A 25940-nucleotide genomic window follows, 5' to 3' on the forward strand; every position below is an offset into this window, starting at 1 on the left:
GCATACAGGCTAATCATTTAATATTTGTACCGATGATCCTATTAAAAGAGCTCCTAATTTTAATAGGATCATTTAATTTAAAGACTTGTACACTTATGGTCTTCAATATTGAATTATACAGAGTAATAAATAATCATATTCATCCGAACCAGTGTTTCTCCTAGATTATAGTAAATGTGTGGGCGGTCTGCTTTAAAGCGGATCGAATCTCCAGCTTTAACCGTGTACATTTCTTCGCTGATTTTTACCACCATCTCACCCTCAAATACCGTAATAAATTCTTCTGTACCTTCACGGTGCGGCGCTGAACTCAGTTCCCCGCCTGCTTCAATCTCTACGGTGTAAACCTCAAAATTTCTACTTCCTTCATAGGGGAAAAACGGATACAACCGATAGTGATTATTTTCTTCAAGCACTTGTACTTTGCTTTTAGGAACGACTACTGCATCTGCAGGTGGTTCATTAATCAGAGCAGTGAAAGAGATTTTCAAGCCGTTCGCAATTTTCCATACGGTTGTAATTGAGGGATTAGATTCTCCCCGCTCAATCTGACCGAGCATCGTTTTACTGATCCCCGTCAGATCAGCTAATTTATCTAGACTTAATTTTCTTTCATTTCTTAGATATTTCAAATTTTTACTTAAAATCAGATTAATATTCTCCATAATTCTTCGCTCCTATTGTGCTTTATAAAGAACATATTGTACAATCATAAAGTACAAATGTGCGCTTAAACGTACATTTCATTCAATTATAACATACGGGAGTTGATTGTTGCATGCCGTTTATTCCGTTCCTTTCTTATGTACTTGTTACCAGCTTTACGCCAGGTCCCAACAATATTATGTCTTTAGACAGTGCCAGACGGTTGGGTTTGAAAAAAGCATTCCCATTCTTGCTGGGAGTAACAGCAGGCTGTTTCGCTATTATGCTGTTAGCCTGCTATTTTAATCTTGCATTGTATCATTTTTTGCCACGAGTTAAGATCTGGATGAATGTCCTCGGCAGTCTGTACATGCTCTATCTGGCGGTGAAAATTGCAAAGAGCAAATCCTCTACGGACGATAATGATCACAATGTGGGATATTCCTTCAAATCAGGACTGCTGCTGCAATTTATCAATTTAAAAATCATTTTGTATGGTATTACGGTCATTTCAACGTTTGTAATGCCTTATGATGTATCGTATATAGAGCTTATTACGATTTCATTACTCCTGACCTGTATTGGTTTTGTAGCTGTAGTATGCTGGGCGATTTTTGGCGCTGTGTTTCAACGTTTCTTGAATAAGCATGAGCGTTCCTTCAATATCATAATGTCCTTATTGCTCCTTTATAGTGCACTATCGATATGGATGTAAATGAGCACCTTATTCATCATAGAAAAGAAAGGTTCCTGACTATAGGCAGGAGCCTTTTTTTCGTGTGAATTGAGCTTATTCTACGAGTCATAACATACAATCGAACAGAATGGATGAGTCTCCTGATCATTTAGCTGCAAAACGGGTATTACCTTAATAGATAAAGCTGTTGACAACTTGTATATACATGACTTAATCTTGTATATACAAGATGTTGAAAGCGTTATATTATTTTTACGCTACTTCATTTCGCAAGAAAGGAATGGGCATGAATGGAAGCAATGAACAAGACTTTAATTCCTCAAGATAAAGATTGGTGGCGTAAATCAGTAGTCTATCAGGTTTATCCCAAAAGTTTTAACGATACGACGGGCAAAGGAACCGGTGATATAAGAGGACTGACGCAAAAGCTGGATTATTTAAAAAAACTGGGTGTTGATATTGTCTGGTTGCAGCCTGTATATGTCTCACCACAACGTGATAACGGGTATGATGTAGCTGATTATTGCCAGATTAATCCTGATTATGGAACAATGCAGGATTTTGAAGAATTGAGCGAGGGAATCCGGGCACGTGGGATGTACTTAATGATCGACATCGTGGTTAACCATTCTTCCACAGAACATGCCTGGTTTCAGGAGGCACGGCTTTCTAAGGATAGTGAGTATAGGGACTACTATATCTGGCGTGATCCAGCACCCGATGGTGGACCACCAAACAATTGGGTTTCCAAATTTGGTGGACCTGCTTGGCAATATGACGAGGCAACAGGCCAATATTTCCTGACACTATTTGATAAGACTCAGGCGGATCTAAACTGGGAAAATCCCAAAGTCCGTCAGGAAGTTGTCAATCTGCTGGAATTTTGGGCTGAGAAGGGAGTCAGTGGTTTCCGGCTCGATGTCATTAACTTGATCTCCAAAGATCAACAATTCTCGAATGATGATGGGAGCACGGTTCCTGGCGACGGACGTAAATATTATACGGACGGTCCACATGTGCATGAATACATTCATGAGTTACATGAGAAAGTATTTGCCAAACAAAATAGCGTCACTGTGGGTGAGATGTCCTCTACCTCCCTAGAGCACTGCATCCGTTATTCCAATCCAGAGAGAAAAGAATTGTCCATGACCTTTAATTTTCATCATTTAAAGGTGGATTACCCAAATGGACAGAAGTGGGAACTCATGCCATATGATTTTGAAATGCTGAAAAAGCTATTTTCGGATTGGCAAACGGGCATGCAACAGGGTGGCGGCTGGAGTGCATTGTTTTTTAATAATCATGATCAGCCAAGGGCAATCTCTCGCTTTTTGGATGATGGCCAATACCATGCGGAAAGCGCCAAGCTGCTGGCAACCACGCTACATGGTCTTCAAGGTACACCTTATATATTTCAAGGTGAGGAAATTGGGATGGCCAACCCGCAGTGGGCAGACATTGAAGAGTTTCGGGATGTTGAATCTCTGAATATGTATCGTATTTTACAGGAGCAAGGCAAAAGTGCAGAAGAAGCATTGAATATCATTCGAGAGCGGTCTCGTGATAATTCGAGGACACCGATGCAGTGGGATGGCACTCGCAATGCGGGCTTCACTACAGGCACTCCTTGGATTAAAGTAGATGAACGATATCCACAGATTAATGTTCAGGCTCAGTTAGAGGACCCGAACTCTATCTATCACCATTATCGTAAGCTAATTCATCTGCGTAAGACGGTGCAAGTCATTACCGATGGGAATTATCAACGCTTGGACGAAGCTCATCCTCAGGTCTATGCCTATCAACGCAGCAATGAAGAGGAGACTTTGATCGTCATCTCTAATTTTAGCGGACAGGATGCGCAATTCCGTATACCGGATTCATTTTATTCACGATTAATAAATCAAGCGTTGGATGCGGCTGAGCTCTTAATTGGTAATACCCAGCACGCCCCAGAGCTAAAACAAGTGATCTCTTTAACCCCATATGCTTCATATATGTGGATTGTTCGTAGACTTAGTGAATAGTATGGAGACATTTAGTAGCACCCCGGGCACGTTATTTTGATAACCGGGGTTGCTACTTTAAAATGAGCAAACGTTAAGGGAGTGGGCTAAATGGCGATTGAAAGATCACAGGTAGAAGACATTATAAAAGCCGTTGGTGGCAAAGACAACATAGAGGCCTCTACGCATTGCGTAACTCGTCTGCGATTTGCCCTTTATGATGATAAGCTGGTTGATAAAGATGCACTTGAACAAAATGATCTGGTCAAAGGCCAATTTTCCTCACAAGGACAATATCAGGTCGTGATTGGCCCAGGTCTGGTGGATAAAGTATATGACGAAATGATCTCCATTACAGGAGGTAGTCGGGCTTCTAAAGACGATGTCAAAAATGCGGCAAGCAAAAAACAAAATCCAATTCAGCGTGCTATCAAGACGCTGGCAGATATTTTTATCCCCATCTTGCCCGCAATCGTGACTGCAGGCTTATTGCTTGGAATAAATAATATTTTGACTGGCAAGGGAATCTTCTTCGAAGGTATGGCTCTGGTTCAGGTCTATCCTCAATGGACCGACTTTGCTGCTATCATTAACACCATTGCCAGCACCGCCTTTACATTTCTACCTGCCTTAATTGGATGGTCGGCTGTTGTCCGGTTTGGCGGCAGTCCTTTACTCGGGATCGTACTGGGTTTGATTCTGGTTCATCCGGATCTGCTAAGTGCATACGGTTATGCAGATGCTGTTACCAAAGGAACCGTCCCGGTTTGGAATTTGTTTGGGTGGGAAGTGAACAAGATTGGTTATCAAGGACAGGTTTTACCCGTTTTAGTATCCGCTTACGTGCTCGCGCACATTGAGAAATTCCTAAATAAGAAGATAGCAGATTCATTTAAACTGTTACTTGTAGCACCGATTACATTATTAATAACGGGATTTCTGGCATTTACAGTGATCGGTCCGGTTACTTTTATGATTGGTAATGCTATTACGTCTGGTCTTGTATACGTTTTCGATTTGGCTCCTGCGCTGGGAGGCCTGATTTATGGAGGCTTGTACTCCTTGCTCGTGATTACGGGAATGCACCATACTTTCCTGGCGGTGGACGTGCAATTAATTGGTACACAGGGTGGAACATTCCTTTGGCCGATGCTGGCGCTGTCCAATATCGCCCAGGGTGCCGGAGCACTGGCAATGATGCTGGTATTGAAGGAACAAAAGGGAAAAGGATTGGCTCTTACCTCTTCAGTGTCTGCATTTCTGGGTGTAACCGAGCCAGCCATATTCGGGGTGAATATCCGATATAAATATCCGTTTGTATTCGCAATGATCGGTTCCGGTATTGCGGGTATACTGCTCACCGTAAATCATGTGATGGCTTCTTCCATTGGTGTGGGCGGGATTCCAGGCTTCTTGTCTATTTTCCCAAACAACTGGGGTGTATTCTTCATCGGGATGGCGATCGTGTTAATTGTGCCGTTTGCTTTAACTTTTATGTATGGGAAACTGCTAAATAAGCGCCGTCAGGCTGTACCAGCCAATGATTCCGTACAAAAAGACTCGCTTCCGCAAAATACCGCAATAGATGTGCTTGAAGTGAGGACTCCCGTACGAGGACGTGTTGTACCGCTGGAACAAGTTCCTGACCCGGCTTTTGCCGAACGGCAGATGGGGCAAGGTATTGCAGTGGAACCGAAGGATGGCAAGATTCTTGCCCCATTCAGGGGAAAAGTTATTCATATCATGATGAAAAGCAAGCATGCCTTGATTTTGGAGCATTCGACAGGTGTACAGATTCTGGTACATGTGGGGATCAATACGGTGTCACTGAAGGGTGAGGGATTCACCATGCATGTGGAGACCAATCAAACCGTGGAGCAAGGACAACTACTGATGGAATTTGACCGTGATCTGATTCAGAAATCCGGATATCCCGTCATTACACCAGTCATTGTCCCGGATGGTCAGAGTATGATTGAATCGGTTGAGGAACTGCCAGGTGAGGCAGACGATTTGCAGTATACCTTAATGAGAATTCATTTGAATTCTTCATCAGGTCATAGGAATTAATTCAGATTCAATTCGCACAGTCTATTATAGTGAACAGGGAAGTGAAAGAATGCTACAATGAACGTGGTGATGAAAATTGACAAAGAATATATTTTTGCAAATTTATCAGGAGTACTCGGGACAGATCCAGACAGGCGAATTGGCTCCAGGCACGAAAATGCCATCTGAAAATGAACTGGCCCGAGAGTATAACACTTCTCGTGAAACCGTACGTAAAGCACTTCACTTGCTTGCACAAAATGGGTATATCCATAAAATAAAAGCTAAAGGATCTTTTGTTCTGGATATTGGACGGATGGATTTTCCTATAGGAGGACTGGTCAGTTTCAAGGAAATGTCTGAACGAATTGGGCGTACATCACGAACCATTGTACATGAAAATCAGCTAATTCCAGTTCCAGATGACATAGCCAATCATCTTGAGATTGACAAAGACAAGTATTTGGTCTGGAAAGTTATTCGTGCGCGTGAGATTGAAGGTGAATGCGTCATACTGGATAAAGATTACTTTCGATCAGACATTGTACCTGTGCTTACCGAGGAAATTAGTCGTGGGTCCATCTACGAATATTTGGAGGGAGAGCTCCATCTTCAAATTAGTTATGCCAAAAAAGTGGTTTCTGTAGAAAATGCAGACGAAGAAGATCATAGGCTGATGGACCTTCAGAACTACACTCATGTGGTCGTAGTGCGTAACTATGTTTATCTGGAGGACACCACGTTGTTCCAGTATACCGAGTCAAGGCATCGGCTAGACAAATTCCAATTTATCGACTTTGCCAGACGTTCCCACGGTGAAGACAAGAGAGCAGATTTTTTAAAATAACGATCATAAAATAGTTAAGAAACCCCGTCTTTTAAGACGAGGGTTTCTTTTTTACCTTGGATGCAACTGCTAAGCAGCTTGTATACTGGCATTTGAGGGATTTGAATTTGCGTTTTATCCAAAAGCTGTTTATTGGATATTAAAAGGTTATATACTGTTTAGAATACAATTCCATGATCAATGCAATGGGAACGAGGTGTATGTTATTTATGTATAGAGTGGCGATCTGCGATGATGAGCACAAGCAGAGAGAACTTGTTAAAAATATGCTGATTACTTTGTCGATAAAGACCAGTATAGAATTTAAAGTTGAATTATTCGACTCCGGAGAACAGCTGGTATCTCATTATCAAAACCATGAGTCTCCATTCCATATCTTAATATTGGATGTTGAAATGAATGGCATGAACGGAATTCAAACCGCCCAAAAAATAAGGAGTTTAAATCACCTGGATGAACAGATTGTTTTTTTAACGAGCTACCCTGAATATATGGTGGAAAGTTTTGACGTAGTCACATTTCAGTATTTAATAAAACCGATTGCTCCCCATATCTTTGAGGAAAAAATGATAAAGCTGTGTCAATATTTTCAATCTCTCGATAAAAAATTCGTTATCATCAAGTCAGCTTATGAGGAAGTGCTTTTAAAATATGATGATATCATTAGTATTGAAGTGGTCAAAAGCTTAACCATAAAAAACAAACTGCATTTTGTAACCCCTACTCAAACCTATGATAGCAAAGGGATTCTTTCGGACTATGCTTCAGCATTAAAAGAACACAATTTTCTACAAATTCATCGTTCGATTATTATAAACTTAATTCATGTGAAAAAATTTGCTGGCGGTGATGTTTTGATGTCAAATGATGTGAAGTTACCTATTGGGCGTTCTAAAATAAAAGAAGTTAAAGATCTATATACCAAATTTATGATCATGAAGTTGCATTAATATGATGGAATATAACTCCCTGCTTCTTAATCTTTGCGTTGTCCTTGTTATGTGCTTCCAAGTGAATTTTTACTTTAACTCGGTTTTTGATAAGTCCAATCGAAAGCCGAACAGATTCGTGTACTTCATTATTTTTGGGTTGCTGGATTCCTTATATTTAAGTGTTTATTTGACTCCTGCGGTATCTTCGATTTTAGCATTACTTGTCATATTTAGTTTAGCGCAATCGTATACAGTGGAAATAAAGACAAAGATCATTTTTTCTATTCTTTATGCTGTATTGATAACCATCGTTAATTTTATATCTCTTTATATTTTATATACTGTAGGCTCCGTTAAAATTAGCAACTTTAGCCATTTGAGTGGACAAGATCACTTGATATTCTCTAAGATTATGTTACTCAGCTGCATTATCATGTTTGCTGTCATTCAGATTATACGGCTATTTGCCAAACGCAGAACCTTCCCTTTGCAGCATCGTTACTATATTTTATTTCTAATCGTTCCCATCATAAGTTTATACCAGGTCAATGTTTTATCTGTTTATAGTGAAAAGAATATGTATTATTTTGGTTCTATTATTGGCTTTATTTCTTTAAATGTTTTTATCATATATATTTTTGATAATGTCATTGAAAAATTTCAATTAATGCATGAAAATGCTCAATTACAACATCAGATGGACTACCAAGATGCTAACTACGAAAAAACGGTTCACAGCTTCAAAAATATAAAAAGAATCATTCATGATACACACCAACAGTTTTTGTATATTGAAGAATGTATCAAGAGAAATGAATTGGCAGAGGCGAGTGAACATATTAAGGTTACCTTAAATAAAATCGAAGGAGCGTATCAAAGGGTTAATACCGGTAATCTGGTTATAGATGCCCTTGTCACGAATAGTCTTAATATTGGGCAAGCCAATGGCATAAAGATAGATACCCAACTTAACTTATATTCACAGAAAGTAAATATTGAACGTTATGATTTATGTGTAGTTCTAGGGAATATGCTGGATAATGCCATAGAAGCATCCAAAAAGATCAAGATTGCCGATGACAGGTACATTCTTATTAAAATACATTCCAATGAGTCTGCGCTTTTCATTCACATCCTTAATCATGTGGAGAATGAAGTGGCTCATTTGCATAGTCAAAAATCAAATCCGGATTTTCATGGCATTGGCTTAACCAATATATCTAGAATATGTGACAAATATGGTGGGAATATGACCATTGAAACGAAAAATAAAGTATTCAATAATATGGTTTTATTGCCATTTTATAAGGACATTCCTTAGACATTATGTTGTTTAGGGATTGTTTTTTACATTTAAGGGTGTTTTTTTATATAGAATCCTCGTTCATTGTATGATCAGGTCAGTAATAAAGCCTGGTGAAGCTATAAGAGGAGGAAATATGGAATGAAGAAAATAATAGCTGTGTTCGTTTCTGCTATGCTTTTTGTACTGCCGATGACGAATACTTTTGCTCAAGGCACTGCTGAACCCATCAAGGAAAAGGCTCGCAGTCTAGCCTCGGAGCTGGTATCCAAATACGGTGCTAGCGGTGTGCAGTATGCCATTATGGACCAAGGAAACATTGTATTATCGGATAGCGTGGGTGTAAAGAATAAAGCAACCAACGAGCCGATCACCAAAGATACGATGTTCGGTATAGGCTCTACAAGCAAAATGTATGTATCTGCTGCAACGATGATGCTGGTCGATGCCCATAAGGTAGATATTGATCAGCCGCTAACAACATACATTAAGGACTTTAAAATGTCTGATGAAAGATACAAACAAATTACACCCCGTATGCTGTTAAATCATTCGTCAGGTCTTTACGGTGCTCACTATAAAAATAGTATGTTATTTAATGACAATGATACAGGAAATCATGATGAGCTCTTGCTAAGGTTGCAATCAGAAACTTTAAAATCAAACCCTGGCGAATATTCCGTATATACCAATGATGGATTTCAATTGCTTGAAATATTGGTTGAGCGGGTGAGCGGTCTAAGTTACACCGATTTCCTGGCAAAGCATATTAGTACCCCTTTAGGTTTGAAATCTACTAAAACACCTCTCGATCAATTTGATAGACAAAAGCTGTCCAAAACTTATTTTCCTGCGGTTGAGGGGGCTTTACCGGTTGAAAATGCCAATGTCATCGGGACAGGGGGCCTATACTCCACCGCAGAAGAGGTGGCTATGTTTTCAGAAGTATTAACGGGGAACAGACCCGATATTCTATCTGCACAATCGGCGAAGTCCATGAAAAGTCATGAATATCGAAATGGAATATGGGTACCTGAAGAGACAAACAGCTTTAATTATGGACTTGGTTGGGATGCGGTTCAGTTGGCACCGTTTAGTGATTACGGAATAACTGCGTTATCCAAGGGTGGGGATACTGTTTTGTATCACTCTACTTTGATCACCATACCAGAGCATCATATTTCTATGGCTGTGCTTTCATCTGGAGGGTCTTCCATCTTAGATAGTATTTTTGCTTCTAACATTTTATTGGAAGTTTTAAAAGATAAGGGCATCATTAAAGACATCATACCGGAGAAAACATTTGAGCCTCCTGTAAAAGTGGAAATGCCATCTGATTTACTTTCTTATTCGGGATTATACGGTTCTGTGGGTACAACCATCAATGTAGAGATTAAAAACGGTGAGTTTGATTTACCTGCTTTTTTGGATGGATTCGTCCCGGCGCAAAAATATGTGTATACAGGCAATGGACAATTCAAAAGCAATGATGGCAGTGTAGCCATAAGCTTTGACAAACAAAAAAACGGGAAAACGTATATTAAGGCTAACCTATATTTAAACTTTTCGGGATTAGGTCAAATGGTTATGGTGACTTATGAATATCAAAAGCTAGATGCCAATCCTGTAAATCCCACAGTTAAAAAGGCATGGGAAAACAGAAGCGGGAAAAATTATTATGCTTTGGATGAAAAGATATCCTCCATATTTTATCTGGCCCCCTCATTTATAACGAAAAAAATATCCGTTGATCATGATGGATACGCAAGTGGTACTAAAATTGTGGATGAGAATAAAGCAGTAAATGCAGTTGAGATTCCTGTTATGAGTGGGAGAGATGCATTTGATCTGAATTTTTATACCAAGGATGGTTCGGAGTATTTAACCATAGATGGACAATCCTATATCAGTGAAGATGCTGTTAAACCTATCTTTGGAGGAAAATCAGTGTACACCATACCATCTAATGGCCAAGCCACATGGTATAAAATAGATAAAAACTCAGCCAATAAAACGATGACCGTTGATTTTCCAACAAGCGGAGGGTTCGCTGTCTATGATGAAAACGGAGCGGTTGTACAATTTTCAACTGCTAGCAATAACAATTCCGTTGTACTGCCCAAAGGTGGCTTGATCGTTTTGGGTGGCAATGCAGGGGATGTATTTAAAATCAATTTGAATTAAGCGTGTAGCCGCTTCTGGAAATTCAAGAGCGACCGTTGCAGTGTTGGAAGGTTAAGTAGATAACCGCGAATCTTAAGTCGAATTGGCCTTTATATAAGGCCAATTCGACTTTTTCATTCAGCAGATGAGCCTAAATCCGTAATAGATAATTTTATATCGAAGGTTACGGGTATTTTGCTGAATTTGTAATCCCAATCATCCTTTACCTTTTTCCACACCTGAGGTTTCTCGATATGCAAATGATCACCAAAACCGGCAACATCGACTTTATATTCTGACTGTAATTTGTGCATAACAGACTTAACCCTGCGAGTCACTTGTTCTTCAAACTCTTTCTCAGCCTCTTTCATGTTTCGTGTCTCAGTCGGGTCCGCTTTATCATCCCAGTTTTCGATTAGACGTCCTTTAGATTCAATTTTTACGTGGAACGAGATATCATTGCCCTCGGTCACCTTGGTTGTTATTTTGCTTTTTACCGATTTGATTTCGTAAGTTATGGCTTCATTCCGCTTGTCATACGTTTTGACAGCCCCACCTTTAACATCACCGGTAATCCATCCAATACTCTCCACGTCTTGTTGTCCCAAAGTACCTATCCAGTGACCGGTATCTCCTTTAATAATCCCGGCACCTGAAAATTCTAATTCTCCATCTGATTCAGTGATGTTCTGTAATATATAGCTTTTTTTGGAATGCATTAATCCATCCAATTCAGACAAATTGACTCCCCTCATTACCTTGCTGGTTCTGAAATGGTTACGAAGCATATACAAAATATGAATGGATGGGACCTCGTCTTCATATTTGGTAACTAAAGTGCTAGCTGCTCGATCCTTGCTTAAGAAGACCAAACAACTCGGGCGAATATCATTATCACGTAGCACAAAATCCATTAATTGCTGCATCGTCTGTTCTTTCGCCAAATCGGTGGCAACCACCATGACCTTTAGATGGTGACCAATAACCGGGCGATCCAAACGGAGAGAGAGTTGTCGAAAGATTTCAAGCAAAGAATCCCCGGTGGCTGCTATATTGACATAATTTGGTCCTTGTCCGCCACCGCCTTGCTGCTCTGTGCTTCCAGATGATTTTTTGGGGACGATTTGTACGCTGGCGGTAATTTTATTTTTCTTGAAGTAACGACTACCTTTCTTTTCCAGATTCTGCTCTAATGGAGTAAGCTCCCCCTTATCCAGAGCCAGTCCTGTATATATGCTGAGCTCTTCTACTTCTTTGCTGCTCCAGCAACCGACTTGAGTTATAAGTAGAATGAAAGCAAGCAGCAAGGATAGCATAGGGCGTCTACACATTTTGCTTCATTCCCTTCTTCCTGATTATGAACACGATGGAGAGAAGTACCGGAACCAGAACAAATATAACGATTCCCATGTATCCGATCGCATCGCCTAGACTAAACACTTCCATCATACGAACAGGAGTCATTGTAGAGATAAAAATAATTGGGATTAAGCCAAAAATCGCATAACGATATTTAAGACCGAACACCTGTGAGACCCCTAGGGAAGCATTGAAGAAGAAACTGCAGAAATTACAAAACATTTGCATCATCCAGATCACTAGCAGAGGAAACTCAAGCCGCTCAAAAAGAAAACCGGGGATTTCAAAACTGCGCATCAAATTGATGGTAGGCCAAGTACTTGTCACAGTGGAGTCCATCGATAACCCGCCGATCACCATAACTACGGTCAAAAAGTACAAAATTAAGGGGATACTGATCCCCACTACCATGGCCTTTAATGCTTTCTCAGGGTATTGTAAAAAAGCGACCAGTGTCATGACGACTTCACATCCAGAGAAAACAAGAATAGTCGATTTCAGACCCTTGATGACAGGTAAAATCCCCTCACTCAGTACAGGACGAAGATGATCAATCTCAAAAATCCTTAAGCTAAAGACAAAACAGAGCAGCAGAAAAAAAAGACTAATTGGAAGTACAATCTGGTATAGCCGAGCGATGGGATTAATGCCGCCAAAAACCAAATAGCTTCCTACCCAGATGAATGGAATCACAATCGCCCAGATCGGAGTGCCTTCCAGCAGAAAAAACATGGTCACTTCAGCTAAAACCCGAATCTCAAAGCCGGCGATGATCAAAAAATATATAATCAATAACACACTTAAAAATCCACCCGGAATTGTGCCCACGATTCTTCTGGAATATTGATACACGGTGTTTTCAGGAAACTGTTGACTTAATTTCACCATGAGCCAGACGACCAATATGACAATACATCCACCGAGAAGGACAGAAAGCCATGCATCAGGAGTCTGTACCTTTTCAGTTACACCTCTCGGCAGTGTCAAAATCCCTGCGCCCAATACAGTATTGGTCAGGAACACAGCCGCCTGCTTGGTTGTGATCTTATCATCAGAGCGTCTAAACACCATAGCTCCTCCTTCGTCTTGGCATCATGGCCTACGTTTGGTTTGCTGAGTTTTCATCATAAGAGGTCTTTTTTTCATCATAGATATAGGAGCTCGAATATACATATCCTTCCAATCGCTTAGGCGCATAGGGGAAAAGGGCGTTACATACGGTACGCCAAAGCTTTTTAATTTCGTCAGATGGATACAAATTAACAGAAAGAACAATATAGTTCCGAACATGCCCAGGATGGCTGCAAAGAGCATGCCGGCGAAACGCAAAAGACGCAAGGTAATGCCCGCACTGTATGTCGGTATCGAAAACGAAGAAATGGCAGTAACCGCAACCACAATTACCAGGAAGGGGCTAACGATGCCTGCATTTACAGCAGCGTCACCGATGACCAAGCCTCCCACAATACCCATCGCAGGACCAATGGGTTTGGGCAAGCGAATGCCGGCTTCCCGTAGGATTTCGATAGAGATTTCTAAAATCATAACCTCAATGACGGATGGGAAGGGGACGCCTTGACGGGTTTCGATGATGCTAATGACCAGCTTGGTCGGAATCAAACCGGGATGAAACGATATAAAAGAGATGTACAAAGCAGGCCCCATAAGCGCTATAAAAGCCCCGCTAAAACGCAACAGCCGTAAAAGTGTTCCTGGAATCCAGCGCTCATAATAGTCTTCAGGTGATTGAAGAAGCATGCTGAAGGTCACCGGAACAATAAGTGCAAAGGGAGTCCCATCCAGCAAAATAGCTATTCTTCCTTCCAACAAAGCATTAATGACACGGTCGGGACGCTCTGTGTTGTGAGCCTGCTGGAACGGACTTAAATAATTGTCTTCAATAAGTTGTTCCACATAACCGGATTCAGCCAAAAAATCCATGTCTATCTTTGAAATTCTGCGGGTTACTTCTTCGAGGAGATCTGGATTCACAATATCCTTTATATACGCGACAACCAGATCTTTTTTGATTCGGCTTCCCACTTGAAATTTCTTCATTTCCAGACTTTTGTTTAAGCCTTGGCGTCGAAGCATCGAAGTATTTTCACTTAATACCTCCGTAAAACCAATGCGGGGACCCCGAAGTAATGCTTCAGAGGTTGGTTCATTGACGGAGCGAATGGCGCCATTGGGCGAGCCCACCAGGAGTGCTCCCTTCATTCCTTCAATTAATAAGGCAGTATGGCCTAAAAGTATAGACTCCTGCAGGTCCTCCATATCAGCAACTTCACTAATTTGCGTAAGTGGCATCAAGTTTTCTTTTATAAAGGAGTTACTTATACTTTCTTGCTGTTCCTGTGGGTCCTGCTGGCCCTCGTACATCAAGACCTCCAATACCTGCTTGCTCATAAGTTTTTCATCCTGCATACCTTCTATGAAGACTAACACGGACCGAGCACGATATTTCTTTACTACAAACTCACGAAAATGCACATCACTATTTTCGCCTATAGCCTCTCGGATCGACTTTAAGTCGGAATCATAATTCCCTGTAATTTTGGAGCTTGGTTCATGCTGTTGATCAGCATCGTCTTCGTTATGTTCGTCGGAAAGCGGACGATCAGAAGAATGTTTGGATTTTGCCCCCTTACTGCCGACAAACGAATAAATCGATGTGTTTATATAATAAATTCCTAAAGGAATAACCAACGCGAGGCCTGCTTGAAAGAGTGTAATCCAGCTTGGAATATAAGAAATTATTTTAGACCACATGATGATCACCTCCATACGATTCAATTCATGTTTCCTTAAGATACAAGTTGTTCCTAAAGTATTCCTTATAAAGGTTGTATTTACACATGAAATGGAAAGATTCGTTCGATGAATTGAGCAAGTGATGTATTTAGTATTTATGAAGTTTGATTTATGGCCTTACCTTTATCCCTTGAAACGGAATAGGGAAATCCCTAAATATTCTTAATTTGAACTACATTGTGACTGTGATCACATATAGCTCTGTCTGCTGTACTAGAATAGAAGCATAAGCAATATTCATAGGAACGTAGGAGATGTCGTCGGATAGGGAGTATCGTCGAATGAATGGAGGAACCGGTATATGATAAACAGTAAACAGAAACTTGTGGTTATAGGGAACGGGATGGCTGGTATCAATACGGTCGAACAAATTTTAAAATTAACAGATAAGTATGAAATTACGGTCCTGGGAAATGAGCCGCATCCGAACTATAACAGGATCATGCTCTCTTATGTACTGGAAGGCAGTAAAACGATTGATGATATCATACTGAACGATTTGCAATGGTATGCGGATCAAGGGATTACTTTATATACAGGAAAAATGGTGAAAAGCATCGACGGTGAGAACAAGAAGATTCACACCGAAGACGGACTGGAAATTGATTACGATGTAGCTTTGGTAGCTACGGGCTCACAATCATTTATTCTGCCTATTCCGGGTAAGGAATTACCGGGTGTCATCGGTTTCCGAGATATCGCCGATTGCTCGGCAATGCTTGAGGCAGCGAAGACCTTTAAAAAGGCAGCTGTCATTGGTGGAGGTCTGTTAGGGCTGGAAGCAGCTAAAGGCTTGGTCAACCTGGGAATGGATGTTACGGTCGTTCATTTAATGGAGGATTTGATGGAACGCCAGCTGGACCGGGAAGCCTCTGCGATGCTGAAAGCAGAACTAGAACGCCAGGGAATCAAGTTTGCTATGCAAATGCAAACTGCGGAGGTGTATGGTCAAGATCGGGTACAAGGGCTGCGGTTCTCAGACGGAAGCGAGCTAGAAGCGGATTTGGTCGTTATGGCCGTCGGGATCAAACCTAATATTCAGGTGGCTGTGCAAAGTGGTATGGAAACGAACCGTGGTATTGTAGTCGATGATTTGATGAGAACCTCCGTGCCGGATGTATATGCTGTAGGGGAATGTGTTGAACACCGCGGAATCTGTTATGGTCTGGTAGCTCCGCTGTTTGAGCAGGGAAGTGTCATTGCCAAACATTTGGCAGGCGCGGAAACTGAAGGTTATATGGGATCGGTGGTTTCTACCAAGCTCAAAATTTCAGGGGTGGATGTTTTCTCAGCTGGCGAATTCATAACTCAGCCTGAACATACGGTGATTGTTGCAAAGGATGAGTGGAAGCGCACATACAAAAAAGTGCTGCTTCGTGAAAATAAGATTGTTGGAACTGTACTGTTTGGTGATGTGAGCGAATCTGCTAGTCTTCAAAAATATGTACGTCAGCAAACGCAGATGACAGATGAGATATATGGACAGATCATGGGTACTGGATGTAGCAATCACGGGGCGAAAACATTATCCGCTGAAACGATGGCGGATGATGAAATTGTCTGCGGCTGTAACGGTGTGACTAAAAAGGCGATTGTGGATGCAATTAATGATAATGGACTGACCACAGTCGATGAAATTAAGGCATGCACCGGAGCAACGCGTTCCTGTGGAGGATGTAAGCCTGTCGTTGAGCAAATTTTACAATATGTTCTTGGAGACAGCTTCAAGACGTCAGCCAAGCAAGGAATATGTGGTTGCACATCATTGAGTCGGGACGAGATTGTGGAAGCGATCAAAACCAAAGGGCTGACAACAACGCGTGAAGTTATGAATGTACTGGGTTGGCATAATGATGAAGGATGCTCCAAATGCCGCCCGGCGCTGAATTACTATTTGGGAATGATTAACCCGGATACCTATGAAAATGAGGGAGATTCCCGTTTTGTAAATGAGCGATTGCACGCAAACATTCAAAAGGATGGAACGTTTACAGTTGTTCCTAGAATGTACGGCGGTGTAACGACCCCAGAAGATTTGAAGAAGATAGCAGATGTTTCTCTTAAATACAACGTTAAGGTCGTTAAAGTAACAGGAGGACAGCGGTTGGATTTGATTGGTGTCCGTAAAGAGGATCTGCCTAAAGTATGGGAAGAACTCGATATGCCGTCGGGATATGCCTACGCGAAGTCACTTCGTACGGTTAAAACCTGTGTTGGATCGCAATTTTGCCGGTTTGGCACACAGGACTCGATGGGAATGGGAGAAGTGTTGGAACGAAAATTCGAACGACTGGATTTCCCAGCAAAATTCAAATTAGCAGTTAATGGATGTCCACGCAACTGTGCGGAATCATGTACTAAAGATATCGGAATCGTAGGTAATGATGGGGGCTGGGAGATCTTTATCGGTGGTAATGGCGGTATTAAAGCACGGTTGGCTGATTCACTCTGTAAAGTGAAAACCGATGCCGAGTTGATTGATATTGTAGGTAGCGTAATGCAACTCTACCGGGAAACAGGACAATACCTGGAGCGCACGTCGGAGTGGGTGGAACGGATCGGTCTGGAAGAGATTCAGAAGGCTGTCGTTCAGGATACAGATCATCGACAAGCTTTAGTAGAACGCATCGAATTTGCACTACAACAGGTGGAAGACCCGTGGAAAAAGATCATCAATGATGAGGATACACGCAAAAATCTATTTGAGGTTGTCACTCCGTCTATTGTGTAATTGTATCTAAAATGCCTGAGGAAGGGAGCGATCAAGCAAATGATCAAAAATGCCGAATGGCTTGTCGTCGGTCACAGTAAGGATTTTCCGATCAGAATAGGGCGTACCATCCATATCAAAGGTGCTGAAATTGCTGTTTTCCGCACTTCGGAGAATGAGCTTTATGCCGTTGAAAATATCAATCCTCATCCCAAAAGAGGCCCTCTTACAGAGGCGATAGTATCTGGTCATTATATTTATGATCCTTTATATGACTGGAAAATTGATCTGCAGACAGGCATCGTTCAAGAGCCTGATCACGGACAAGTTAAAACATTCGCCGTTTGTGAAGAGGGAGAAGAAGTAAAAGTATCACTCGAAACGGTTTAGTTCGTCTGATGGAATACAAATAAAAAAGGGCTTGACAGGAACAATCCTGTTGGGCCCTTTTTTCGTTTTGGATCAGGTAATGGTAACTCCTGCACTTGCATAACCTACGATAGTGTTTACGAGGGAAAGTCCCGTAGCTGTTGCAGAGAAGACAAGGAGCAGACGAGTCTGTGCGGTTACCGGTATAGCCAACCCAGTAGTAATACCGCTAGAGATCGTTCCCAAAGCAATAATGCCAGCCAGTGGAGGGGCCAATGTAACGATAGCTCCGGGAACTGCTGTGAAGGTATTATTAGGTGTTGGGGAACTAAACAACTGGGCAGTAATCGTCGCAGTTGAACCCACGAGAGTTAACGCAGCTGTTGTACTGAAGTAACCAGCAATAGATGTAATTACGCCATCCCGTGGTACGGAAAAAGCAAAGTTGATCAGAGGTCCTACAAGTGTACCTGTCAGGTCAATGGCCCCGCCTACAAGGCTAATCCCTGTTGCTGAGCTTCCAAAGCCGATCAAACTGGTGGTTCCTACCACCCCGCCAAGAACGGTTGTCAGGATAGCAGGTCCGCCCGAAGCAAACGGAATGATGGCTCCCGAACCGGTCGCTCCAGTAACACCAGCCGTGCCCGTGGCTCCGGTAGCACCAGCCGCGCCCGGCAGCCCATCAGCTCCGGTCGGCCCTGTGACCCCAGCAGGTCCGACGGCGCCAACCGCGCCCGGGAGCCCATCAGCCCCGGTCGGTCCTGTGACCCCGGCTGGCCCGATCAATCCATCCGCGCCCGTAGCGCCCGTAGCGCCCGTGGCGCCTGTCACACCCCCGGCAGGTCCCGCAGCACCCGTAGCGCCGACGGGTCCGGCAGGGCCTTCCGGTCCAGCGGCCCCGATAGGCCCGGCGGCGCCAATAGGTCCAGTCGCTCCAACTGGTCCGGCAGGCCCCGCAGGCCCGGGAGGCCCTTGTGGGCCTGGTCCACCTACTGGTCCAGGCGCACCGCCGGGTCCCGCAGGTCCAGGAGGCCCGGGAGGCCCTTGTGGGCCAGGTCCACCTGCGGGTCCAGGCGCACCGCCGGGTCCCACAGGTCCAGGAGGTCCTTGTGCACCTGGCTCCCCTGACAAGTATGTTTCTCCTAATACGTTGCTAACCGTCGTTCCAGCGATTCTGATCGCGCTGATTAAGCTGTCTTTAAGAGCAGGATCGAGGGGTTCTTGTAAAACGATGGACAATAGGGCATCCAGCAATTGTTGCAGTGCAGTACCTACACCGATCGGGGAGAAGGGTGTAGCTTCTAACGCAACAATAGCAAGCTCCAGCGCTGCCAGTAGGTCTGCCTTAACCCCGCCTCTAAGTCTTAAGCTTTTCGCCAGAGACAACAAACGTCTTAAAATCTGTTGCAAGGAAGATACATTAGCCGTAGAGGGGTTTGCGAATACGATGGGGATGATCGCGGTCAATTCATTAATCAGTCTGAGAAGATCTTCGATACTTCTATTTACTCTTGTTGGTTTACAGTCTTCGTCTTTTTTTGAAGCACCACTGAACCTGAACGGTTTTTTATGTTTCATGCTCAAATATCTCCTCCTCATTCTTCCTACTGTAGAGGTGACAGGTGGTTCATCGCCCCGCTTCGCAGATATTCATAATATATTTACTGAAGCGAAAAGGGTGAATATACAAGCAAAAATGATTGTTAAAGGCTTGTACATAAAATATACATAAAAAAAACCGGCCCCCAAAAAGCATGGAGGCCGCGTTGTATGTGCGTATACTCATCTGATCTATGAAGCTTAAAAAGTCTTATTTAAGAATACGTACCAGCAGTTCAGCCATCTCACCTCTGCTGATAGCCGCTTTTGGCTTGAGTGTTCCATCTGGATAACCGCTGATCCAACCGGAGGATACTGCATTCTGGAATGCTGCGGAGGCCCATGCTGCAATCTGCTGCTCATCCTTGTAGGATTGCAGTGCGGCAGTGCTGGAAATGGATGTCTGATTCTGCATCGCGTGTGACAGGATCACCATCGCCTGTTCACGGGTAAGACTCTCATCAGGTGCGAAAGTTTGAGCGGTTAGCCCTTGAATCCATCCCTGACGGTGAGCAAAATCCACGGCTGATCCAGCCCAGTGTCCCTGCATATCTGTAAATGAGGTAGAAGGGCTCTCATCTCCAGCAGTTCCCAATGCTCTGGTCAGTATGGCTACAAATTCTGCACGGCTTACAGCGCGATCAGGGCGTATGTTTCCGTCTTTATAGCCTTGTATCCAGCCTTTGTCTGCAAGAGATTGCAGGGACTTCGCTGCCCAATGGCCTTGTACATCCGGCCATACCTGAGCTAGCCCTTGCGAATCTGACGAATTGCTTGGGTCATTTTGCACACTGGCATTATTGGTTTGAGTCTTTGCGTCTGTGGCGACGGCAAAGGTACCTAACCCGGTCGTATTCAGACTCACACCCGACAACATCCCTTTTGAATCCATTACAGCAGTCCCTTTTAGAATCTCACGCTCACCATTCTCATGAATAACAAGAATGGAGAACTGGGGCTCTGTATTGTGTAACTCACCTAAGGATTCGTTATCCAGCGGTAGAATGATCGACGAGGTTCCAGTCACATTGGCTTTGATGTCTGTAACCGGACCCATCAGCGTCAGGCTGGATTGTTGCTCGGCCCAGTCACGGATCTGCTGTGCACGTTGTACATCTGCCTGCTGGAATGACAATGTAACATCCTGCCGGCCTGAGGCCATGCTGGTTAAGGTGTCACTGGATATCATCAGTGCTCCATATCGGGATATTACCGATGCACCAATCTTATCCCATTTATTCAGTAAAGAATGAGAAAGGATAACACGACTCAGTTGCTTCTCCTGCTCCAAACGAATGTCTGCGTATGTTTTGCCTTCGCGAATTGCTTGCTGTATCTGCTCATCCAGGAATGCCGGCGAAGGAACAAAGAGAGAGAACTCTTTCCCTTGTTCGGAAAATCCGATCTGTGGTACGAAAGCAGATACATCCTCATTCTTATCTTTTTTAGATTTGTTTGTGTTCGCAATTACCTTGGCAGGGACGGTGACTTCTATGGCTTGCGTCAAAGCATGAGAACCATCGCTTACCCTCATAACATCCAGCATGATAGTTACAACGGAAGGAGTATCTGCTTGAATAATAGTTCCGTCTGTACGCACGATGTCTGGCTGGCTACTGCTGCTGATGGTCACACGGAAACCATCAGGTACAACAGGCAACCTGAGCAGTGTATCACTTGTTGTAGGAGCTGCTATGCTTGTGATGGAATCCGCAATGCGCTGCGCGGTTAACCCTTGCGGATACACTAGCCCTGACGGAGCACTCTTCATGCCATTTACGTTCTGCAGCACATAGTAGCTGGCTCCTTCAGGAACAGGTGTAAATGTATATCTTCCCTCTCCCGAAGAAATTCCTTCCGCTATAAGCTCCTGCTGGGCATTGTACAGCTCAAGCCGTGCGCTTGGTAAGGCGCCTGTAACGATCACTGAGGCTATATCCTCAGTGCCTGCTGCGGCTGTAACAGCACGAGGCAGCACGTTTATACGGCGTTCTGCTGGTTCTGCCGTCCAGCTCCCATTGTCGCTATAAGCATAGTTCAATACGTATACGCCAGGTACATTTGTATCGACATTCCCGCTACCTGAAAGCTCAGGGATCAGGATATTGCCGTATACGCTGTCCAGTACACTGGCTCCTGGATCAGTGAAGCTATCGCCGGTTTCCAGAACAATTGGATTACTACCGTTTAGTCGTACGTAAGGTGTATTCGGTAATGCCTTCAGCACGGTGATCGTGAATGTTCTTTGTACAGAAGCTGCACCTTTAGAAATAATGGCCATTAATTGTACATTCACATCACCATCTGTATATTTAGGCCGATTCACCTGACCGCTGTTGCTGAGGATATCTGGTTGATCCGAAGACCAGTCGATCTGGGTGTCAAATGCTCCTGTACGAGGCAGAGCGATGGAATCCTTAATCCCTTGCGGATAATCTAGATTCAGTGTATTTGCTGCCAAATTTATGGCTTCATCAGCGCTTACAGGCAGTGCGGGCACGAGCAGACTAAATGTTTTTCGTAGCTCAACCGCGCCTCGTGATACAACTGCTTCCAGCGTGATGGTCTGATCGCCCTGTACATAGCTTGGGAAGGTTACATGCCCAGTATGATCCAAGAACTGGGGTTGATTCGATGACCATGACACCTGAACACCATTCAGAGCATCTTTTGGCAAATATACGTCTCCCGTTACTGTCGTTATCGGCAGTTCAAGTGCTTTGTATGCTGCGTCTACGGCTTCAGTGTCGCTCATCGGCAGACGGAGTACGTGTGCAGTAAAATCCTTTGTTTTCGTTAAGCCTGCAAGTTGCAGGGTAGCCGTTAGGGTAACATCCGTATCTCCACTGTTATAGGAGGGTCTGGTGAGTGTTCCATCTGCTGCAATGACAAGAGGTTTGGACGAGGACCATTCGATCTGCGCTCCGCCATAACCGGATAAAGGGAGAGAAATATTTTCTGTTAGCGCAGACAAATCGCCAAGCGAGAGGGTGTCTGCTGCTTGATTTAATGTATCTTGAGCAGTGATCTTCGCTACGGTAACCTCAAAAGTTTGGGTATCTGAGGCGCTTCCCTTCGCAATCGTTGCTGTCAGTTTTACTTTTCGGTCACCCAGATCATACTGCGGGCGTGTGACAGCCCCCTCGTTCGTAATGATGTCAGGAGTATCCGAACTCCAGCTCACCGTCGTATCATTCAACCCAGCGAGTGGCAGCGTCAGCTTTTGGGATACGGAATCAGCTGTATCTCCAGGTGCGAAGCCTAATGCAAGAGCAGCTTTTGCCTGTGCAACTCTCTCGGCATCGGAAAGTATGTTCACTTTAACCTCGGAGGGAGTGCTCTCCCCCTTAGCATTCACGGCCTGAACCGTGTAAATTGCTTCACCTGGCGGCAATGCTGAAGTATCTATGAATTGAGTTAAGTTACCTGAATAAAGCGTTACACTATCTCGTATGACTTTGTATGAAGTTGCATAAGGAACAGCATCCCAGCTTAACTCCACTGTATTTCCATTTTTGGTTCCTGTAAAATGACCCGGAGCCTGCGGAACGGGCAATCGCTCGCCATAAGCTGCGAATTCCATGATGGAAGCCCATTGATTGTTTCTCGCATTTCCTTGATCAATATATACTCGCAAGTATCGTGTAGTTACAGGAGTAATACTCTTTTCAACATTAGAGCTCCCATTATTCTGGACGGTATCTACAGTCACCCAATTACTTCCGTTGCTGCTTGTTTGCAATCGGAAACTGTATGGATCACGTTGATCATGCCACCCATAATGGACACCCATACCTGTAACAACGTATCGATCTACGATATACCAGTCTCTCAGATCTACCTGAATCCATTTCTCACCGTTACTGGCTTGATACCAGCGGCTTGTCGGTCCGATTGACCCATCCACAGCTCTGGAGGGATCATAGGGCTGGCTATAGCCACTGGATGTGGCTGGTTTGTTAAGTACCACATTTTCCCAACTGGCAGCGTGAACCTCATTCGTCCCTATCAGCAGGAACGCACCGCCGATGAATGGCAGCAATGGAACCAGCAAGCGATAGGGTTTAAAATTGTTGCGTGTGAAGTTATTGCCTTCGAGCACGCCATCACCTCTTCTTCATTAAGTAGCACACCATTGAACATTTCATTATGGACGGGACGGGAATTCTCCTATGGTTGCAATGTAGTAATCTACATTCGGCATCGGAGAGGCTCCACGCAAATCAGGCAATGCAAATGTGGTTGTTCCATTCCCCCCGAAATTATTACCCAATAGACTGAAGAGTGCTGTATTTTGCGAAATAGATAAGAGCTGACCTTCACACTTTAGCCATCCATTGGGAGCGAACGTGTAAGGATACATCGTAATTTCCCCAAGATAAGGTTCGGTCGATGCTTGAGCCTGTTTGGGACTGATCGCCGTTCCCCCTAACAAAATGACCGCTAACAAACTCAACACAGCGGCTTTCTTCCAAAAATGCTTCTTCATACCTACAACTCCTTTTTAGATTCGAATAATGGCCCACGAATTCAACAAATTTGTGACATTAGTCATAGAATGAATAGATATTATCATGGAATTCCACTTTTGGCACTACAGTTCATCTATCAAATTCACCTTTTTATTCCTTTTGTGAGTAAAGAAATTTATTCCATTGTCCATGCATCTTTTTTCTAATCCAGGTAAATCTATATACAAATCATCTGGAAGTGAAGGAGGAAAGAGTGTGTGGCAGGTCATCGGAACTCATATGCCCAAATGGAACGTGTGGATGGAAGCCTTCTTTTTATCCATCGTACCTTTGATTATTTTTCTGACGGTACGACAAATCAGAGCGATGGATGGTCGAGAGAGCAGACGTATGGAACGATTAAAGCTTTTAGAAGAAGAAGACCGTTCGCAGCATGCAGATCATGATCCGTCTGTAAGTGAGGCTGAGAAGGAAAAGGGAACCTTTACCGAAGATTATGAAGCCAATGTAGCAAAAATCAGACAAGCCGTCACGGATATGTCGGACGTGAACGAACGATCCATTTTTCTGGAAAAATTGAACGCTGTAGGCACACTTTTTTTTGTGGATGGATTAACAGACAAGGTTGGCATGGATCAGAACATACTAAAGCCGCTGATGGATTGGGGCAGCTCCGGACAAGGCGGGGAGGATCTTCCGAGAGGAAAAGAGCTTCGGGATATGTTTATTCGCCAGGTCATGCTGGTATCGGAGACTCAGTATACGTTAGAGGTGCAGTTCTCCTTGCAAAAGGTGCTGTTCGGTTCAGTCATACTCATGATTCAGGGCATACCGGGTGCTTTTGTGCTGGGCACACCCAAAGGGAGCACACGAGGGGTGGAAGACCCCATATCGGAATCGGTGCTGCGGGGACCGCGAGTTGGTTTTACCGAGACCCTTAGCGACAATACGGCAATGCTGCGCAGGCATGGAGAAAGTACAGAACTGGCCATGTCGTCCTTCAAAGTGGGCAAAAGAGTGGAAAAGCAGCTAATGGTGGTGTATTTCAGAGACATTGCCGACCCGGAGCTTGTGGACGAGGTGAAGCGGCGGGTCAAAACCATTGATATGGATGAGGTGTTGGAGTCGGGCTATGTGGAACAGCTTATTGAGGATAATTTTCTTAGTCCCTTTCTGCAAATTCAAAATACGGAGAGACCGGATCGGGTCATGGCTGCATTGCTGGAGGGACGTGTGGCGATTCTGCTGGATGGTACACCTTTTGCGCTCCTTATGCCTGTGACGTACGGGATGATGCTTCAGTCTCCCGAAGATTACTATGAACGATGGATACCGGGGTCGCTTATTCGATTTCTTCGTTTTATGGCAACTACGATATCTCTGTTCGCCCCGGCGCTCTATATCTCCTTTATCTCGTTTCATCCCGGACTGATTCCAACCAAGCTGGTCATTTCCATTATCAGTGCGAGACAGGGGGTTCCGTTTTCGACGCTGATTGAGGCCCTAATTATGGAAATTTCCATCGAAATTTTACGCGAGGCAGGACTACGGCTGCCCAAACCCATCGGTCCAGCGATGGGCATCGTCGGCGGTCTGATCATTGGACAGGCCGCTGTTGACGCCGGGATTGTAAGTCCGATTCTTGTTATTGTGGTAGCAGTCACGGCAATTTCTTCCTTTGCCTCCCCTGTGTACAGCGCAGGGATCTCTATGCGTATTCTTCGTTTTGGGGCCATGTTCACGGCGTCTATCTTTGGTTTATATGGAGTGATCATGTTTTTCCTGATGTTGAGCATTCATATGGCTAAATTACACAGTTTCGGCGTGCCATATCTTAGTTTAACGACCCCCCGTTCATTGAAGGACTGGAAAGATTACTTCTTGCGAGCACCGCTACAATTTATGAAAAACAGACCCATTCTATTGAAGCATAAGGACCCTAAGCGACAAGGATGAGTTCAACAACACAGGA

17 protein-coding genes are annotated in these 25940 nt (G+C 43.7%); 10 read left to right on the forward strand and 7 right to left on the reverse strand.

Annotated features, from left to right (window positions below):
- Positions 1-113: 113 nt before the first annotated feature.
- Complete coding sequence (locus ACYCSE_RS12290) at positions 114-665, reverse strand: helix-turn-helix domain-containing protein (RefSeq protein WP_061831117.1); 552 nt, start codon at positions 663-665, stop codon at positions 114-116.
- Between the two features lie 113 nt (positions 666-778).
- Here ACYCSE_RS12290 and ACYCSE_RS12295 point away from each other — a divergent pair, with 113 nt between their 5' ends.
- The 7 genes from ACYCSE_RS12295 (at position 779) to ACYCSE_RS12325 (ending at position 10666) form a co-directional block, all read left to right on the forward strand.
- The gene (locus tag ACYCSE_RS12295; protein ID WP_235307155.1) at positions 779-1360 is read left to right on the forward strand and encodes a LysE family transporter; all 582 of its coding nucleotides are present in this window, start codon (positions 779-781) and stop codon (positions 1358-1360) included.
- A gap of 272 nt (positions 1361-1632) precedes the next feature.
- Positions 1633-3372 carry an alpha,alpha-phosphotrehalase gene (gene treC, locus ACYCSE_RS12300; RefSeq protein ID WP_069291028.1) on the forward strand — a complete coding sequence of 580 codons (1740 nt, stop codon included), beginning with the start codon at positions 1633-1635 and terminating at the stop codon, positions 3370-3372.
- A gap of 90 nt (positions 3373-3462) precedes the next feature.
- Positions 3463-5421 carry a PTS system trehalose-specific EIIBC component gene (treP, locus tag ACYCSE_RS12305; RefSeq protein ID WP_459702382.1) on the forward strand — a complete coding sequence of 653 codons (1959 nt, stop codon included), beginning with the start codon at positions 3463-3465 and terminating at the stop codon, positions 5419-5421.
- A gap of 76 nt (positions 5422-5497) precedes the next feature.
- The gene (treR, locus tag ACYCSE_RS12310) at positions 5498-6247 is read left to right on the forward strand and encodes a trehalose operon repressor (RefSeq protein ID WP_414126268.1); all 750 of its coding nucleotides are present in this window, start codon (positions 5498-5500) and stop codon (positions 6245-6247) included.
- A 209-nt stretch (positions 6248-6456) separates the two neighbouring features.
- The gene (locus tag ACYCSE_RS12315) at positions 6457-7197 is read left to right on the forward strand and encodes a LytR/AlgR family response regulator transcription factor (RefSeq protein WP_348622431.1); all 741 of its coding nucleotides are present in this window, start codon (positions 6457-6459) and stop codon (positions 7195-7197) included.
- A gap of 1 nt (position 7198) precedes the next feature.
- Positions 7199-8500: a GHKL domain-containing protein gene (locus ACYCSE_RS12320; protein ID WP_459702384.1), complete on the forward strand. Its 1302-nt coding sequence runs from the start codon at positions 7199-7201 to the stop codon at positions 8498-8500.
- 123 nt (positions 8501-8623) lie between these two features.
- Positions 8624-10666, forward strand: coding sequence for a serine hydrolase domain-containing protein (locus ACYCSE_RS12325; protein ID WP_459702385.1), 2043 nt, complete (start codon positions 8624-8626; stop codon positions 10664-10666).
- A 113-nt stretch (positions 10667-10779) separates the two neighbouring features.
- On the opposite strand, the gene ACYCSE_RS12330 is transcribed toward ACYCSE_RS12325, so the two are convergent.
- The 3 genes from ACYCSE_RS12330 to ACYCSE_RS12340 are packed head-to-tail and all read right to left on the reverse strand — an operon-like array spanning position 10780 to position 14776.
- Positions 10780-11976, reverse strand: coding sequence for a Ger(x)C family spore germination protein (locus ACYCSE_RS12330; protein WP_069291034.1), 1197 nt, complete (start codon positions 11974-11976; stop codon positions 10780-10782).
- Complete coding sequence (locus ACYCSE_RS12335) at positions 11969-13072, reverse strand: GerAB/ArcD/ProY family transporter (RefSeq protein WP_069292060.1); 1104 nt, start codon at positions 13070-13072, stop codon at positions 11969-11971. The genes ACYCSE_RS12330 and ACYCSE_RS12335 overlap by 8 nt, the downstream gene beginning before the upstream one ends.
- A gap of 24 nt (positions 13073-13096) precedes the next feature.
- On the reverse strand, positions 13097-14776 hold the full coding sequence (locus tag ACYCSE_RS12340; RefSeq protein WP_459702386.1) for a spore germination protein: 1680 nt from the start codon (positions 14774-14776) through the stop codon (positions 13097-13099).
- Between the two features lie 343 nt (positions 14777-15119).
- On the opposite strand from ACYCSE_RS12340, the gene nirB reads away from it, so the two are divergent.
- Both nirB and nirD read left to right on the forward strand, forming a co-directional pair.
- On the forward strand, positions 15120-17549 hold the full coding sequence (nirB, locus tag ACYCSE_RS12345; protein ID WP_250267392.1) for a nitrite reductase large subunit NirB: 2430 nt from the start codon (positions 15120-15122) through the stop codon (positions 17547-17549).
- A gap of 39 nt (positions 17550-17588) precedes the next feature.
- Positions 17589-17918 carry a nitrite reductase small subunit NirD gene (gene nirD / locus ACYCSE_RS12350; protein ID WP_250267393.1) on the forward strand — a complete coding sequence of 110 codons (330 nt, stop codon included), beginning with the start codon at positions 17589-17591 and terminating at the stop codon, positions 17916-17918.
- A gap of 72 nt (positions 17919-17990) precedes the next feature.
- Here nirD and ACYCSE_RS12355 read toward each other — a convergent pair whose 3' ends face one another.
- The 3 genes from ACYCSE_RS12355 to ACYCSE_RS12365 all read right to left on the reverse strand — a co-directional run bounded on the left by ACYCSE_RS12355 (position 17991) and on the right by ACYCSE_RS12365 (position 23985).
- On the reverse strand, positions 17991-19475 hold the full coding sequence (locus ACYCSE_RS12355; protein ID WP_459702387.1) for an exosporium glycoprotein BclB-related protein: 1485 nt from the start codon (positions 19473-19475) through the stop codon (positions 17991-17993).
- 232 nt (positions 19476-19707) lie between these two features.
- The gene (locus ACYCSE_RS12360) at positions 19708-23598 is read right to left on the reverse strand and encodes an immunoglobulin-like domain-containing protein (RefSeq protein ID WP_459702388.1); all 3891 of its coding nucleotides are present in this window, start codon (positions 23596-23598) and stop codon (positions 19708-19710) included.
- Between the two features lie 45 nt (positions 23599-23643).
- Positions 23644-23985: a phage tail protein gene (locus tag ACYCSE_RS12365; RefSeq protein WP_322172478.1), complete on the reverse strand. Its 342-nt coding sequence runs from the start codon at positions 23983-23985 to the stop codon at positions 23644-23646.
- Positions 23986-24223: 238 nt separating this feature from the next.
- Between ACYCSE_RS12365 and ACYCSE_RS12370 the strand changes: the two genes are divergently transcribed.
- A complete protein-coding gene (locus tag ACYCSE_RS12370) occupies positions 24224-25924 on the forward strand; it encodes a spore germination protein (RefSeq protein WP_061831254.1) in 1701 nt (566 codons plus the stop codon).
- Positions 25925-25940 lie beyond the last annotated feature (16 nt).

This window comes from Paenibacillus sp. SEL1 (assembly GCF_054602535.1).